This is a genomic window from Natranaeroarchaeum aerophilus, assembly GCF_023638055.1.
GTDB lineage: Archaea > Halobacteriota > Halobacteria > Halobacteriales > Natronoarchaeaceae > Natranaeroarchaeum > Natranaeroarchaeum aerophilum.
Map to the genome: position 1 here is coordinate 117,592 of NZ_JAKRVY010000003.1, position 15,022 is coordinate 132,613.

Below are 15,022 nucleotides of genomic sequence, written 5' to 3' on the forward strand. Positions count from 1 at the left end.
TCAGCGTTCTGAAGTCCTGTATATTGACTCCGGAAGGGACACGCCACGAATTATGCACGAGTCGGATCTCATACTCATCAGATGCCGTTTACGATCGACTTTCTGGACGATGGGCGCGTTCTGGAGTGGGAGGCAACCACTGCTGGCGCAGTCGTCACCGAGACTGACGAGTACACGCCACGGTTCTACGTTGCTACTCGCGATCCTAACGCCGATCTCGATCTCACGGCACTCCAATCGATGTACGACCAGCATCCGGACGTTGACGCGACCGAGATGGTTTCTCGACGTCCCGGTTTTCGACGTGATGAGGAGTCGGTCCTCGCTGTCGACGTCGAGCACGTCAACCGCGTCACTGGGCTCGCCCGGCAAACACGGCAACTGTCAGAGTATCCGGTTGGTGACCTTGCCTGCTTCAATGTGGACCTCTCACGGGAGTTCCGCTACTGTCTGGAGAACAGCATCGATCCGACGCCAGCGAACGAGCTATCGACGCTCCGACTCGGCGTCCCGGTGACCGAGACGAGCAACGACGTGTACGAGGAGTTGACTGTCGCTGGCGAAACCATCACTGGGTCGGTGAGGGATATCCTCACTGGCGTCCAGACGAAAATCGAGACACGTGATCCCGATGTCCTGGTGTGCTCGACGAGCGACATCATTCCGACGCTGTACGAGATGGCGACGGCGGCGAACATCGACGAGTTCACGCTGAGTCGGTGGCCCGGCGTGGACTACCAGCAACTTGCGAGCCAGTCGACGTACTCGAGTTACGGTCAGGTGGGACACTCCCCGGCGCGGTACAACGTGCCCGGTCGGGCCATCGTCGACGAGTCGAACACGTTCTTTTACGGGGAGACGAACCTCGACGGCGTCCTCGATCTCGTGTCACGCTCGACGAAGCCGGTCCAGGAACTCGCGTGGGCGTCGATCGGGAACGTGCTCACGGCGATCCAGATCTGCGAGGCTCACGACCGGGGCGTCCTCGTCCCGTGGAACTCCTGGCGTCACGAGTTCTACAAGCCGATGGGGACGCTTCACGACGCCGACCGGGGTGGGTTCATCTTCGCGCCCGAAGTCGGCTTACACGAGAACGTCCACGAGCTCGACTTTTCGAGCCTGTATCCGAATATCATCTGCACGCGAAACGTCTCCCCAGATGTGATTCGCTGTGACTGCCACAGCGACCGCGAGGACGTCCCCGAACTCGGCTACTCGATCTGTGACACGCGAGGCTATCTCGTCGACGTATTGCAACCGATCATCGACGCTCGCGACGAGATCAAGACAGCCATCCACCGTGAAAACCAACGTGACAATCCCGACGAGGATCGGCTGGCGGAACTCGAAGGGCGGTCGGGAGCGCTGAAATGGATCCTCGTCGCTTGCTTCGGCTATCAAGGGTTCAGCAACGCAAAGTTCGGCCGCATCGAGTGCCACGAGGCGATCAACGCATTCGCTCGCGAGATTCTGCTAGAAGCCAAAGAGCGGCTGGAAGCCAGCGGGTGGCGCGTTGTCCACGGTATCGTCGACTCAATCTGGGTGACACCGGATCCCGACGTCGACGACGATGAGCGCGAGGCCCTCGAAACCCTCGCAACGAACATCACTGAGGCGGTCGAGATCCGGCTCGAACACGAGGCACAGTATGACTGGGTGGCGTTCGTCCCCCAGCGCGAGAGCGATGCTGGCGCACTGACCAAGTACTTCGGGAAAGTTGCAGGTGCGGACGAGTTCAAGATCAGAGGTCTCGAAGCCCGACAACGCACCACTCCGCCGTTCATCGAGGATGTCCAGCGAGACTGCCTCGACCGGCTTGCTGGCACACGATCTCCCGACGCAGTGCTCAGACGTCTCGAACGAGCAATCGAGGCACTGCATAACGGAGAGGTTGCAGTGGACCGACTCGTCAAGCGCAATCGAGTCTCAAAGCCACTCGAAGGCTATACGCAGAACACCCAGAACGTGGCAGCCCTGAAGCGGGCACGCGATCACGGTCTCGCTGTTCATCCGGGCCAAGATATCGAGTATGTCGTTGTTGACGACGAGAAGACCTCTCGGGACCGCGTCTCACTTGTCCATGAAGATGTCGAGACCTACGACGCCTCGTACTACGAGACGCAGCTCGTCCGAGCTGTTGAAAGCGTCTTGTCACCGCTCGGCTGGGACCGAACGGAGATTCAACGTACCATCGCTGAGACTCGGGAAATGAACCTGTCTGCCTTCACCGAGTTCGACGACAGCTAAGTGTTGGTGAGAATTTCAACAGAGCCATTTCCTGGGTTTGTGACAGTGGTATGGTCTAGTCTCCCAGAACGTCGCCATTGGGAAGGTCGTCTCGCCGCTGCTCTGTTAGGTCGAAGTCAATCACCCGCGTTTCATCGGGCATTGCCCTGACGTCGATTCCACGCCACTCGCCGTCGACGCCGACAGGAGCTTCGGAGTAGCCAGTTCGGTCGTTCACCCGGAAAAGAAATCACGATTTCTGAAATCGGGATTTTTCATCCGCCTTGCTCCCCACCGAACACAGTCGTTACCCCACGATTGCACACCATCTTCTTGACGTTGGTAGTACAATGTACTCATACGATCGTATCGTCACAAACCGGGGCGCGATTCGAACGAAATGAACGAGTCCACACGATCGGCGATAATCGCCGGAATGGCCATTTTTGCAGTCGCCTACGCAGCAGCGACGCTGGACTCGACGGTTCGTCCCGAGGGAGGAGGTGGAGACGGAACTGTTGGGACTGGTGACGGCGGCAGTGGGGTAGTACCAGTCACCCAATCGGAGTCGCCTCCCGGCGAGACAATTACGATTCCGTACCTCGACGAGATACTTGCGATTCTCGCCGTCGTGTTACTACTGGGGCTCATTGCATACGTGGTTCTCTACCGGCGACAGGCACTTGCCATGTTTCTAGTGCTCGCCGTCTCGCTCGTGGCAATGTACCTTCTCTCAGCAGTGCTGGATCCGACAGCTGTCCCGCCGGATATAGCAGGACTGGAGCCAGGTGACGAGACTCCGGTCGGCGACGGCAGTGGTGAGGGCTGGGGCGATGGGAGTGGCGTCGATCCAACACAGCCATCCCCACCAGCACTACTCGTAGTGGTCGTGGTGGGACTCACTATCATCGGTGGGGCCCTTGCACTGTTGAGCACACGGACCGAGGACAGCGACGAGTCTGTACACCAGTCTACTGGGGACGGTGAGAACGCTGCGGCCATCGGCCGAGCAGCAGGACGGGCGGCCGACCGGCTCGAAGCGGAGGAGAATGTCGATAACGAGGTGTACAGGGCCTGGCGGGAAATGGCCGACTTGACCGATGTCGATAACCCCGGATCAACTACTCCGGGGGAGTTCGCCGCTGCTGCCGCCGAGACGGGTCTTGGCCGTGACGACGTAACTGAACTCACCCGTCTGTTCGAGGACGTTCGATACGGCAACACACAACCATCCGAAGAGCGGGAACGCCAGGCAATCACGATTTTCCGTCGGATCGAGAACCGATACGCAGAAGAAGAGCCGTGAACTATCGCCGCGTCGCGCTTGCGATCGGTACTCTCTCACTTGGGCTCAGTCTTCTTGCGATCGTCTTCCCCGGACTGGTAGCGGTCACGCTCGAACAGGTTGTGATCTCCGTGGTCGGTGGCGTGGTCCTCCTGCAGGCGCTTCGCGTTATGCTGGTTCGCCGACGCGAGGATCGCGATGAGGCTGTGCCACCTGACCCGGAACGGCCGATTTCGACCTCGCCACCAGGTGAGGAGTTAGAAGACGAACTCGAGCGGTTTCTGGGCGACAGGCGACTCTACTTTCCCCGGGTTCGTCTTCGCGAAGGACTCCGTGCAGCCGCTGTTACTGTACTCTCCCAGTACGGACCCCATTCCACAGCCGAGGCGGAGGAGGCAGTCGATGCAGGAACCTGGACTGACGACGTGTATGCGGCTGCGTTTCTCGGTGACGAACGGGCCCCGACGCCGCCGCTCCGTGTTCGTGTGGGGAACGCTCTTCGACGTGAGTCACCACTCGAGCGTCACGTTCGACACGTCGTCGACGCGATTGCCGCGGCTGCTGGCGTGGCCGCACCCTCGAACGAAGGAGCGAGCAAACGTTCGGGACAACAGGCGGACCGACGAGCGGAATCCAGCAACAGGACAGCGCGGAATCGATCTACGGGACGGGCAAACGACGTCAGAAACACCACTGACCCCGAGACGAACGACACTCTCAGACGTGCAACACACTCGACGGGGCACTGGACGGGCGTCAGTGTCGTGGCCCTGGTGAGCATCGGCGTCGGGATTCTCGTCGAGCAGCCGTCGATACTGCTTGCAGGCACCGTCGGCATCGGCTACGCGGCGTACGCCCGCTCATCGGCGCTGGCGCCTCGTAGTGTCTCCCTCTCTCGAACGCTCAGTACTGAGCGGCCGGAACCGGGTGAGGAAGTCGAGGTAACGGTCACCATCACAAACGACAGCGAGCAGGCGCTGGCGGATCTGCGACTCGTCGACGGTGTCCCAGCATCGCTCGCCGTGACGGATAGCTCACCGCGTATCGGCACGGCACTGCGGGCAGGAGAGAGTCGATCGTACACCTATGCAGTGACTGCCCGTCGAGGCGTCCATACGTTTGGGCCAGCGACGCTGATCGCACGCGACCTCGCGGCCGCAGCCGAGCAGGAGCGAGAACTCTACACGGAAACAACGCTGACCTGTATTCCGCCGCTACGCGCGATACCGGAACCGATCCCGCTTCGAGCACAGGCGACCCGAGAGGTGGGTCATATCGAGACGGCGACCAGCGGAGACGGGGTCGAGTTCTATGCGACCCGGGAGTACCGCCCGGGCGATCCGATGAGTCGGATCGACTGGAACCGTCGCGCCCGGACTGGTGAGCTCACAACGGTCGAGTTCCGGAACGAGCGTTCGGCGAGCGTCGTCATCGTGGTCGACACCCGCGAGGAAGCGTACGTCTCGCCCGATCCGGACGCCGAACATGCACTCGACCGTGCGGTCGACGCCGCCGGACAGCTGTTCGTGACGCTGGCCGATTCGGGAGACAGAGTGGGTATCGCTTCACTGGGCGACAACGCCTGTTGGCTCGCCCCAGGCACCGGTGTTGATCACAGGGACACCGCACGAGAACTGCTCGCAACGCATCCTGCGTTCTCCCCGGTGCCGAGAGAGACTCGATCAGTGGTGGTTCAACACCGCAACCGCCTCAGAAAACGACTGTCTGCGGGTACACAGGTAATCGTTCTCACACCGCTGTGTGACGAATTCGGGGGGCAGTTTGCCAGGCGGCTCGAGGAACACGGCTATCCGGTCACGGTGATCAGCCTCGATCCGACCGCCAGCCAGACGACTGCACAGCGATTCGCACGGGTCGCCCGACGACTTCGGGTTTCGAACCTTCGAAGCAACGGGATTCCGGTTATCGACTGGGACTGGGACGACTCGATCACTGCCACGCTTGCCCGATTCAACGAGCGGTGGTCGCGATGAACCCCATTGATCGAGATCCGGCACAGCACAGCAGTCTGGTAGCAGGGTGTGCTGCGGTCGTTGCGTTCGGGCTCAGCGCGTTCTACTCGTGGCCGGCCCTCGCTATCGGCGCAGTAGGACTGGCCCTCATCCTCGTGGGGCTCATCCGTGGACTGTATACTGCAGTCACGGTGGGTGCGTTCGGCCTGTTCGTGGGCGCGATTCTCGCTGGTGTAGAGACCACGGCAGTTGGCCCGGTGCTCATCAGTGTCACTGCTGCAGTACTGGCGTGGGATATCGGCACGAACGCGATCAGCGTCGGGGAACAGCTGGGACGAGCAGCTGACACGAGACGTCTCGAAGCAGTCCACATAGCCGCGAGCACTGGGGTTGGCATCATAACGGTTAGCATCGCATACGGACTGTACATGACCGGCACCAGCGATCAACCGATCACGGCCCTGTTCTTGTTATTGCTCGCTGCAGTCCTGTTGCTGGAATCACTACGCTAGTCGACAGTCGGAACTTCGACCGCTTCGAGCACACTGTCGATTACCGCCTGTTTCTCCACGTCGTTGACCCGTGCATCGGCAGTCAGCACGAGTCTGTGGGCGAGCACCGGTTTGGCAACCGTCTTCACGATATCCGGGGTTACGTACTCACGGCCTTCGATAACCGCCTGCGCTCGTGCCGTTTCGAACAACCGCTGTGCACCGCGCGGCGACACGCCGACGCTCACACGTGACTCCTCCCGCGTTCTGCGGCTGATATCGAGCATGTACAGGATGAGATCCTCGTCGACGCGGACGGTCTCGGGAACACGCTGTAGCGCACGAACACGATCGGGAGTGAGTACGGGATCGACAGAGGGACTCCGTTCCTCTCGACCATCTCGCCGAAACAGGAGTTCTGCCTCCCCCTGGTAACTCGGATACCCCATGCTGGCCTTCACGGCGAACCGATCGATCTGTGCCTCGGGCAGAGCGAAGGTACCCTCCTGTTCGACGGGGTTCTGTGTCGCGATGACGAAAAACGGGTCCGGCAGTTCACGGGTTTCCCCATCGGCCGTGACCTGTCGCTCTTCCATCGCTTCCAGTAGTGCACTCTGGGTTTTCGGTGGCGCCCGATTGATTTCATCAGCAAGCACGACGTTCCCGAAAATGGGCCCTTCGTTGAACTCGAAGGTACGATCGCGCTCGTTGAAAACGTGGGTGCCAGTCACGTCTGCTGGGAGGAGATCAGGGGTAAACTGCACACGTGAAAACGACAGGCCCAGTGCCGTGGCCATACTTCGAGCAGTCAGTGTTTTTCCGGTTCCCGGGACGTCTTCGAGGAGAACGTGGCCCCTGGCGAGCACACCAAGCAACACCGTTTCGAGAAACGACCGGTCAGCGATAACCGCGTTTTCGACTTCGGTCAGCACAGCATCACACTGTGCACTTGCGTCGTCGATGCTCATGGTCATATGTTGCCTATTGACTACCAGGGGACAAAGATTGGCCTCCTCGCGAGAACCGCAGTAGATGGTTCGTCGGCACGACACCCCGGACGGATGTCTCCCAGTCGCTGACAGAGTCCGTATCGAGCGGTGGTTCGCGTAGTTGAGTGACGCGATTCACGCCCGTCCCCAGAGCGCGAGGCGTTCTGGTGTGCGAACGAGAGCTTTGCTCTCGTCAACGCCGTGAACGGCGGGATTCTCTCGCTGTAAGAAGATAGAAGACAGTCGTCAGACTCCCGAGCACCCCACGTTCCATCGGCTGGCAGAACCGCCCCGGCCATCGCTGGATCGATCCCGACTGAGCCCTCGAATCGCATCGTTTTTTCTCCCGAGCCCGAGAACTACGAGGTATGTCAACGACTATCTATTTCATCGGCGCCGGTGCGATCGCCCGCAGCCACGCCGAAGCCGTCGAATTGCTCCCGAACGCCGACGAGATCGAACTCGCCGCAGCGGACCCGACCCCAGCTGCCCGCAAGCGGTTCGCGGAGGCCGTCGATGACGTCCGCCTCTACGAGGACAGCGAGTCGATGCTATCGGAGGCGGTCGATCCGGACGACTTCGTCGTTGTCGCAGCGCCGCCGTTTACCCACCACGACGAGACGATCGCGGCGCTCGAAAGCGGCCGACACGTATTATGCGAGAAACCGCTGGCGCCAGCCCTCGATGAAGCCGAAGCGATGCTCAAGGCCGCGAGGGAGAACGACCGTCTCCTCGGCTCGTGTAACTGTCGTCACTACCGGACGCCCGGCACCGAGCGCGTCAAGCAACTGATCGATGAGGGAGCGATCGGCGATCCGTACCACGTCACGTGGATCACCCGCAGCCAGCGGGGTCGCCCCGGGATCGAGTATCAGCCGGAATCGAAGTGGTTCCTCGACCGCTCGAAAGGTGGCGGCGGGATCGTCATGGACTGGGGCCCTTACGAGTTCGCCACGCTCGAAGACCTCCTCGTACCTGATAGCGTCGACGTCAAACACGCCTGGACTGCCCAGCCCGAGACGGCTGTCGATCCCGAGGACATCCCGTTCGACGTCGAAACGCACGGGGGTGCGACGCTCGTTTACCGCACCGACGAGCGCGACGTGCAGGTAACCTATGAACGAGCGTCCGGAACACACGGCGAGGAACGAGACGTGACAGAAATCGAAGGGACCGAGGGTGCGATCCGGTGGGACTGGACCGAGGTCGGCACGTCGACAGTCACGCTGGCGACCGACAACGATGGTGACCTAGTCGAAGAATCGATAGCCGTCACCCCGGACGAAGATATAGAGGCGCACGATCGGCCCCTCGTGTATTTCGACCGTGTCGTGCGGGGCGGGGACGCACCGATCCGAACCGGTGCGGAGGCGATCACGTCAGTTGCGATGATCAACGCGATGTATCGGTGTGCCGAGTCGGGAGAGCCCCAGCGAGTGGACCTATCGAAGATTGCTTGATCGAGACACCCGTCAACGCACGGAGTATATATTCTCGGCCGCTGACAGACAACTAACGAATGTACGACTTCGTCGTCGTCGGCTGTGGCCCCCCAGGTGCGCGGTTTGCTCGACGTGCGTCCGAAGAGGGCCACGACGTCCTCGTCTTCGAGAAAGGGGAGATCGGCGATCCACTGGCCTGTTCGGGCCACGTCAGCACCGACATCTGGGACTTTACTGGCCCTGACGCGCGCAATGAACTCCTCCAGAACGAAATTCGTGGCGCACGCTTTCACGTCGACGAACCGCAACGCACCGCGAACTCCGCAGACGAACGCGCTCGCGAGGCCGGACGCCAGCTCGACCACGCGGGACTGTTCTACCGGGACGAGACGATCTCGAACGTCATCGACCGGGTCGGGCTGGATCGCCACCTCGCCGACCTCGCACGCGATGCCGGTGCGGACGTCCGCGATCACCACACAGTCACCGAAATCGAAGAGCACGAAGATCGGGTCACAGTGACCGCCTCGACACCGGAAGACACGATCACTGTCGAAGGGAAGATGGTGGCTGGCTGTGATGGGCCGCGTTCCCGTGTCCGGGACGCCCTCGGTCTCGATGACCCAGACGAACTCCTGCATGGCGTGTTGGGGTTCGATCCTACCCCCGATCACGCCGACTATGTCGATGTCCATCTCACTGCGCCGCGCTTTTTCGCGTGGCGAATCCCGCGGGGCGATGCTGGCGTCGAGTACGGACTGGCGGCTCCACCGGGCGATAATGTGAGAGAGCTGTTCGAGCGGCTCCAGACTGGGTACGGCGTCGACCTCGATCGAACCTGCTCGGGGGCGATCCCGATCGGCCCACCCGAGCGCATCACAACGCGACGGGGCTTTCTCATCGGCGACGCCGCCGCCCAGACCAAACCGTTTACTGGCGGTGGGATTCTCTACAGCATGACTGCTGCCGATCATGCCGCGCGAACGATCGATCCGGACTGGCCGCCAACCCTGCAGGCGTACGAACACGCCTGGCGCGAGGAGCTGTCCCGCGAGATTCAACTGGGGCATCTACTTCGGCGCGCGTACAGCCTCCCGGAACCGATCCAGCGCACTGGCTTGCGCGCGCTCTCGGGCGAGATCGGCGTCCACATGGACCGCCCCACGTCGCTGTTCTCACGGGAGCAACTCGGCGCACTGCTCTCACGCTGAGTCGGCGTCGTCCTCGACAGGAAGCGCGGGTCCGACTCCGTCCACGTCCGGAACGTCGTTCGACCCCTCGAGGATCCGTCGTGCCTCTTCGGTTCTGGTATCCCCAAGTCCTTTGACGAGTGTGAGCGCGCGGCTGAGTCGCGTACGTTGCCAAGCTTGCTCACGATGCTGGTACGTACGGATACTGCGGAGGAACTCCGGTTTCGAGAACTCCGGCCAGTACGGCGTGCAAAAGTAGACCGCAGCCTCGTTGCCGTTGGCATACCACGGCAGGAAGTTGCTCGTCCGCTCGTCGCCGCCCGTCCGGATGATGAGGTCGACGGCGCGAACCGGGCGATCATAGAGCTGGCTCTCGACTGTTTCGACGTCCAGATCGGCGGGGGAAAGCGTGCCCTCTTCGACCTGCTGAAGGATCCGCCGTGTCGCCGAGAGCAGTTCCGATCGACCGCCATATGCGAGTGCGATATTCAGAACGAACGAATCATACTCGCGTGTACGCTCTTCGGCGTAGTCGACAACCTCCTGTACACGGTCCGGCAGGCGTTCGATATCGCCCAGTGTGCGAATACAGACCCCGTTCTCGTGGACTCGATCGGCGTCAGCGAACTCGCGAAGCTTCCCCTCGATCAGGTCGAACAGGGCCTCGCGCTCGTCGGCCGGACGCTCGAAGTTCTCCGTCGAGAACGCGTACAGCGTCAGTTCTTCGATACCCAGTTCCTCGCACCATTCAAGCACCTGTTCGGTCGTCTCTGCTCCTTCTCTGTGACCGTTCGTCACGGCGTCACCGCGTTCCCGGGCGTATCGCCGGTTCCCATCCTGAATCACGGCGACGTGTGTGGGCACCTCGTCGAGATCGGTCCGTAGTAACTGCTCGTACAGTGACTGCACGCGTCGTTCGAGCCACCCTTGCATTACTAGAGTACAGATCCCCCTCCATGATGTACGTTTGCCAACCGATTGTCATATGATGGCCGCGCAGGGAAACGGAGTTGGCTGTTGACCCCCATCTCGTCGGCCCGAGTCGCGTTCGAGCAATTGACATCCCCCTCGGCCTGAAAGGCGGGGGTTTTTCCCTGTATTTCCGTAAATTCTGGAGCATGGTCGGGAAAATGAACACGGCCTCCACAGCCCTGCCCGCAGGTTACACACACTCCGGAGGAAATGGCAGCATCGGACTCCGGACGACCGCTGTGCCGGACGTAACTGCAGTGACGAGTGCGACGCTACAGGGACCGATAGATGTCGGGCGAGCTGTTGTCAGATAATGTGCGGGATCATCGGCTACGTTGACCGTTCGGGCAATCCGGCCGTACTCGACGTACTGGATACTGGTCTCTCCAGCCTCGCATACCGGGGCTACGATTCGGCTGGCGTCGCGCTCGCAGACGACGATCTCACCGTCATCAAGCGTACGGGGGAGGTCGACGCGCTGACCGAGGCGCTCGCCACGGTGGCTCCGGACGACGTATCGGCCGGGATCGGGCACACACGCTGGAGCACGCACGGACCGCCCTCCGACGCGAACGCCCATCCACATACCGACTGCACTGGCGAGGTTGCAGTCGTACACAATGGCATCATCGAGAACTACGAGACGCTCAAAGCCGAACTCACGCAGCAAGGCCACGTCTTCGAGAGCGAAACCGACACGGAAGTGATCCCCCATCTCATCGAAGAGGCGCTGGATCGGGGCGGCGATCGGATGTCTGCGTTCAGGGATGCGATCGACCGACTAACAGGGAGCCACGCGGTCGTCGCAGCCTTCGCTGACGGCCACGGACTCTTCGCGACGCGACGGGACTCACCGCTGGTCGTCGGCCTCGGGGATGACGGCTACTATCTCGCCAGTGATGTCCCGGCTTTTGTCGAGTACACCGACCGTGTCTCCTATCTCGACGACGGTGAGTTCGTCCGTGTGACTTCGGACGGTGTAACTGTGACTGACAGTGAGGGGACCGAGATCGACAAATCGGTGTCGACGATCGACTGGGATCCCGAAGATGCCGAAAAAGGTGGGTACGAACAGTACATGCTCAAAGAGATCACAGAACAGCCGCGGGCGCTCAGGAAATGCCTCCGCGGGCGCGTCGATGAGGAGGCTGAGCAGGTTTCGCTGGATCTGGAGCTCGAGCGCGAGTCAGTTGACAGGATCCACCTCCTCGCGTGTGGATCCAGCTATCATGCCGCTCTGTATGGTGCACAGCTATTCCGTGCGCGGGGGATTCCCGCCCAGACGTTCCTGGCGAGCGAGTACGGTGACCGTGCTCTTGCCGGTGACACTCCACTCGTTATTGGCGTCACCCAGAGCGGTGAGACTGCCGACACACTTGGGGCGCTCCGCGCCGCACAGGCGGCAGGGGCGGAGACGCTTACCATCACCAACACCGTTGGGAGTTCCGCGGCACGCGAGTGTGATCACGCCCTGTTCGTCAGAGCCGGTCCCGAGATCGGCGTTGCCGCGACCAAAACGTTCGCGAATCAGCAGACCGCACTCCACCTGCTCGCGCTGTGGCTCGGAGGTGGCGACGCCGACCCCAGTCACATTGCTGCACTTCGTGCGATCCCGGAGCAGGTCCAGTCGATCCTCGACGACGATAGCGCCCGCGAGGTAGCGGCCGAGTTAGTCGACTCCGCGGCCTACTTTTTCATCGGCCGTGGCCCACAGCACCCGATCGCACTCGAAGGCGCACTCAAACTCAAAGAGATCTCCTACGAACACGCCGAGGGCTTTGCCGCTGGCGAACTCAAACACGGTCCGATCGCACTCGTTACGACCGAGACGCCCATCATTGCGATGGTCACCGGTGACGACGAGCGGGCCAGGAAGACGGTCGGGAACGTCAAAGAGGTACAGGCTCGCGGCGCGCCGGTCGTTGCCGTCACCGATGGGAAAGCAAACGTCGAACAGTACGCCCAGCACGTCCTCTCGGTACCCGAAACGGAGCCCGAGATCGCCGCCCTGCTCGCGAACGTTCAGCTCCAGTTGCTTGCCTACTGGATCGCACGAGATATGGGGCGGCCGATCGACAAACCCCGAAATCTCGCGAAAAGCGTCACGGTCGAATGAGGAACGTGTTTAATCGGGTGACGGGAAAAGTTGATAGCGCTCACTGCGCTAATTTCGGCACCGCATGTTCTCGAAGCCCCAACACGGCTCGCCGCTGTACGACCGGCGACTCCCGGCGAGTATTCTCGTCGTCATCGGCGTGCTACTCGGCGGATTGACACTCGAACACGTCGTGACCCATCCCGAGCCGCCCGCCTGGTGGGCTGCGGAGTTCCTCGTCGTCGTGGGGCTCACTGCGACAATTCTCTACAGCGCGTACTGGCTCGCAGCCAGCGAGTTCGAGCCGGCAGCTCTCTGGGACACTATCACGTGGATGCTCGTCGGCGTAATCGGCTTTACAGGCCTTGCAGGCGGGCTCATCGTCCACCAGGCTGGTGAGGGCGGTAGCGTTGCCGAGCCGACGTTCGTCCTGCTTGTCCTCTCGATGATCGGTGCGTTGCTGGGGCTCGCACTCGGCGTGGCACTGCACTCCCGTACTGCTCTGATCTCAGTGGCGAGCGACGAACACGAGCCATCGTCCGACCACTCGACCGGCGCTGTGGTGTCTGTCACTGACGATGGCGAACAGCTGCGACATCGCCAGCAGCGGATCGTACTGGAGATACTCGTCGACGCCGCACCCGAACCGGTCACGCTGGGTGCAGTGCTGGAAGAACTGGAAGCGCGTGATCAAAGCGACGTGACGCCCGAACAGCTACGCACCGAACTGCGGCAGGACGTGCTCCCGAACCTGCTCTCGACCGAGCTCATTGAGTTCGATAGAACCCGTCGAACCCTCTCGTTCGCCGGACCGGACTGCGTCGCGGACGCCTTCCGGTCGGAATAAATCGAGCGCTCATAGTGTTTCGTCTCGCCAATTACCGCCGACCGACGGTACCGGCCTGGCGATCGGCGGTAACCAGTGAGACGAAACACTATCAGAACTCGATGAGCGCGTTCACCGGTGCGTCCGTCCGCTCGCGGGCGCGCTCGATGCCGTCGTCGCCGACCGCGATCAGGGTGAAGACGCCGCCAATCTCCGCGCCGGCGCGCTGGGCGATATCGAGCAGTAGTTCCTGCGTCTCACCCGACCGAATGAGATCGTCGACGACAAGCACGGTGTCGCCCTCGTCGATCGCGGCGGCCGGCAGGTAGTAGGTCAACTCGATTCCCGACTGGAGGCGCTGGCGCGACTCGATGAACTCCTCGACGGCAGTCTCTTTGGACTTTTTCGCATAGGCTGCTCGCCCGCCGTAGTAGCTCGCGATAGCAGCGGCGAGGGTAATGCCGTCGGTCGCGGCGGTGAGGACGACATCGGGGCGGTCGAACTCGAAGGACTCGGCGGCGACAGGTGCAACGAGATCCAGAAACGACTGATCGAAGACGATCGTCGAGTTGTCGACGTAGCCCTCGTCGTCCGTTTGCACGCGGGCTTCGAGTTCCTCGGCGAGCGCGTCGCGGCCGACCCCGGTGACGACCTCGCGGGCCCGCTCGTCGCTCGGCAGGACGTGCCCGTTGACGTAGCGGTTGAGATCGCCCGCCGGAAGGCCGGTAAGCTCGGCCAACTCGTCGTATGTGCGCGTCTCCTTGAGCATCCGGAGGACGGAGACGGCGCGCAACTGGAGAGCCGCCTTCTCTGCTCTGTTCATACGACATATGCACGCTTCCACAAGCATGGTGGTTTCGATCCCTGAATAGTGGAGTCTAACCCACATACGTGGTCTATCAGACTGGCAAGGCCGACATCATACGACCAGACCGCTCAGGATGACGTAGCCCCCCACGACGACGAGCACAGTGGGGACGAGCCAGCGGTCGAGTCGGTCGGAGATCCCCTCGGTTGCGACGCGATAGACGAGGGCCAGCGCGACGAGAAACACGACCCCAGCACCGACCAGATACACGCCGATGACGATTGCCAACGTTTCCGGCGAGAGATCGGCGAAAAAGGGGATGTATACGGCGATGTTCTCGCCGCTGAGGCCGATCCCGGCGACGGCAACCACGCCAATACGCCCGATCGTGGTCGGCACGACCGACGATTCTTCGACGACGGTTTCGGGCGGGCGGCTGATGAGTCCCCACAGACCGATACTGAGCGGAACGACGCCCAGGAGAAACGTCCAGTCCGCCAGGATCTCACCGGCGATGAGAGCCCCGAGGACTGCACCGGCGAGACCGACAGAAAATCCCACGTAGTGCCCGACAAGTACCTCCCAGGTTCGATAATCGTTGTCCGCACAGAATGCGCTGATGACGACAAGCGCATCCAGATGCGTTACGGCGAACAACCACACGCCAAGCAGCAAGACCGTCTCCACGAATATCCCAGTTCTCTTACCGGAATCCCATAGTAGTT

General features: G+C 61.6%; 13 protein-coding genes. 8 read left to right on the forward strand and 5 right to left on the reverse strand.

Annotated elements, in window-relative coordinates; genetic code table 11:
* Positions 1-81 precede the first annotated feature (81 nt).
* Positions 82-2,247 carry a type B DNA-directed DNA polymerase gene (locus AArcSt11_RS07480; RefSeq protein WP_250595959.1) on the forward strand — a complete coding sequence of 722 codons (2,166 nt, stop codon included), beginning with the start codon at positions 82-84 and terminating at the stop codon, positions 2,245-2,247.
* A 55-nt stretch (positions 2,248-2,302) separates the two neighbouring features.
* Here the strand turns inward: AArcSt11_RS07480 and AArcSt11_RS07485 are convergent, their stop codons facing one another.
* The gene (locus tag AArcSt11_RS07485; RefSeq protein WP_250595961.1) at positions 2,303-2,464 is read right to left on the reverse strand and encodes a hypothetical protein; all 162 of its coding nucleotides are present in this window, start codon (positions 2,462-2,464) and stop codon (positions 2,303-2,305) included.
* A 162-nt stretch (positions 2,465-2,626) separates the two neighbouring features.
* Here AArcSt11_RS07485 and AArcSt11_RS07490 point away from each other — a divergent pair, with 162 nt between their 5' ends.
* From AArcSt11_RS07490 to AArcSt11_RS07500, 3 genes are read left to right on the forward strand one after another with little or no spacing between them, the layout of a single operon-like run.
* The gene (locus AArcSt11_RS07490) at positions 2,627-3,532 is read left to right on the forward strand and encodes a DUF4129 domain-containing protein (RefSeq protein WP_250595963.1); all 906 of its coding nucleotides are present in this window, start codon (positions 2,627-2,629) and stop codon (positions 3,530-3,532) included.
* The gene (locus AArcSt11_RS16945; RefSeq protein ID WP_250595965.1) at positions 3,529-5,505 is read left to right on the forward strand and encodes a DUF58 domain-containing protein; all 1,977 of its coding nucleotides are present in this window, start codon (positions 3,529-3,531) and stop codon (positions 5,503-5,505) included. Before AArcSt11_RS07490 ends, AArcSt11_RS16945 begins: the two co-directional genes overlap by 4 nt.
* Positions 5,502-5,996, forward strand: a complete 495-nt coding sequence (locus AArcSt11_RS07500; protein ID WP_250595967.1) for a DUF7519 family protein — start codon at positions 5,502-5,504, stop codon at positions 5,994-5,996. Before AArcSt11_RS16945 ends, AArcSt11_RS07500 begins: the two co-directional genes overlap by 4 nt.
* On the opposite strand, the gene AArcSt11_RS07505 is transcribed toward AArcSt11_RS07500, so the two are convergent.
* Entirely contained in the window at positions 5,993-6,943 is a 951-nt protein-coding gene (locus AArcSt11_RS07505; RefSeq protein ID WP_250596312.1) for an AAA family ATPase, read from the reverse strand. The genes AArcSt11_RS07500 and AArcSt11_RS07505 overlap by 4 nt on opposite strands.
* 389 nt (positions 6,944-7,332) lie before the next feature.
* On the opposite strand from AArcSt11_RS07505, the gene AArcSt11_RS07510 reads away from it, so the two are divergent.
* Together AArcSt11_RS07510 and AArcSt11_RS07515 are read left to right on the forward strand one after the other, a co-directional pair.
* The gene (locus AArcSt11_RS07510) at positions 7,333-8,424 is read left to right on the forward strand and encodes a Gfo/Idh/MocA family protein (RefSeq protein ID WP_250595968.1); all 1,092 of its coding nucleotides are present in this window, start codon (positions 7,333-7,335) and stop codon (positions 8,422-8,424) included.
* Positions 8,425-8,483: 59 nt separating this feature from the next.
* Complete coding sequence (locus AArcSt11_RS07515; RefSeq protein WP_250595969.1) at positions 8,484-9,617, forward strand: geranylgeranyl reductase family protein; 1,134 nt, start codon at positions 8,484-8,486, stop codon at positions 9,615-9,617.
* Here AArcSt11_RS07515 and uppS read toward each other — a convergent pair.
* Positions 9,609-10,529 carry a polyprenyl diphosphate synthase gene (gene uppS / locus AArcSt11_RS07520; protein WP_353617714.1) on the reverse strand — a complete coding sequence of 307 codons (921 nt, stop codon included), beginning with the start codon at positions 10,527-10,529 and terminating at the stop codon, positions 9,609-9,611. The genes AArcSt11_RS07515 and uppS overlap by 9 nt on opposite strands.
* 352 nt (positions 10,530-10,881) lie before the next feature.
* Here uppS and glmS point away from each other — a divergent pair, with 352 nt between their 5' ends.
* Positions 10,882-12,684, forward strand: a complete 1,803-nt coding sequence (glmS, locus tag AArcSt11_RS07525) for a glutamine--fructose-6-phosphate transaminase (isomerizing) (RefSeq protein ID WP_250595970.1) — start codon at positions 10,882-10,884, stop codon at positions 12,682-12,684.
* A gap of 64 nt (positions 12,685-12,748) precedes the next feature.
* Entirely contained in the window at positions 12,749-13,510 is a 762-nt protein-coding gene (locus AArcSt11_RS07530) for a hypothetical protein (RefSeq protein ID WP_250595971.1), read from the forward strand.
* Between the two features lie 91 nt (positions 13,511-13,601).
* On the opposite strand, the gene AArcSt11_RS07535 is transcribed toward AArcSt11_RS07530, so the two are convergent.
* Positions 13,602-14,312, reverse strand: a complete 711-nt coding sequence (locus AArcSt11_RS07535) for a phosphoribosyltransferase family protein (protein ID WP_250595972.1) — start codon at positions 14,310-14,312, stop codon at positions 13,602-13,604.
* Between the two features lie 96 nt (positions 14,313-14,408).
* On the reverse strand, positions 14,409-14,984 hold the full coding sequence (locus AArcSt11_RS07540; RefSeq protein ID WP_250595973.1) for a cadmium resistance transporter: 576 nt from the start codon (positions 14,982-14,984) through the stop codon (positions 14,409-14,411).
* Positions 14,985-15,022 lie beyond the last annotated feature (38 nt).

What these genes read in the sequence shown, in the direction of transcription:
- AArcSt11_RS07500 (WP_250595967.1), top strand. Translation starts at nt 5,502, where the DNA reads ATGAACCCCATTGATCGAGATCCGGCACAGCACAGCAGTCTGGTAGCA.
- AArcSt11_RS07530 (WP_250595971.1), top strand. Translation starts at nt 12,749, where the DNA reads ATGTTCTCGAAGCCCCAACACGGCTCGCCGCTGTACGACCGGCGACTC.
- AArcSt11_RS07505 (WP_250596312.1), bottom strand. Translation starts at nt 6,943, where the DNA reads ATGAGCATCGACGACGCAAGTGCACAGTGTGATGCTGTGCTGACCGAA.
- AArcSt11_RS07515 (WP_250595969.1), top strand. Translation starts at nt 8,484, where the DNA reads ATGTACGACTTCGTCGTCGTCGGCTGTGGCCCCCCAGGTGCGCGGTTT.
- uppS (WP_353617714.1), bottom strand. Translation starts at nt 10,529, where the DNA reads ATGCAAGGGTGGCTCGAACGACGCGTGCAGTCACTGTACGAGCAGTTA.
- glmS (WP_250595970.1), top strand. Translation starts at nt 10,882, where the DNA reads ATGTGCGGGATCATCGGCTACGTTGACCGTTCGGGCAATCCGGCCGTA.
- AArcSt11_RS07490 (WP_250595963.1), top strand. Translation starts at nt 2,627, where the DNA reads ATGAACGAGTCCACACGATCGGCGATAATCGCCGGAATGGCCATTTTT.
- AArcSt11_RS07480 (WP_250595959.1), top strand. Translation starts at nt 82, where the DNA reads ATGCCGTTTACGATCGACTTTCTGGACGATGGGCGCGTTCTGGAGTGG.
- AArcSt11_RS07535 (WP_250595972.1), bottom strand. Translation starts at nt 14,312, where the DNA reads ATGAACAGAGCAGAGAAGGCGGCTCTCCAGTTGCGCGCCGTCTCCGTC.
- AArcSt11_RS07510 (WP_250595968.1), top strand. Translation starts at nt 7,333, where the DNA reads ATGTCAACGACTATCTATTTCATCGGCGCCGGTGCGATCGCCCGCAGC.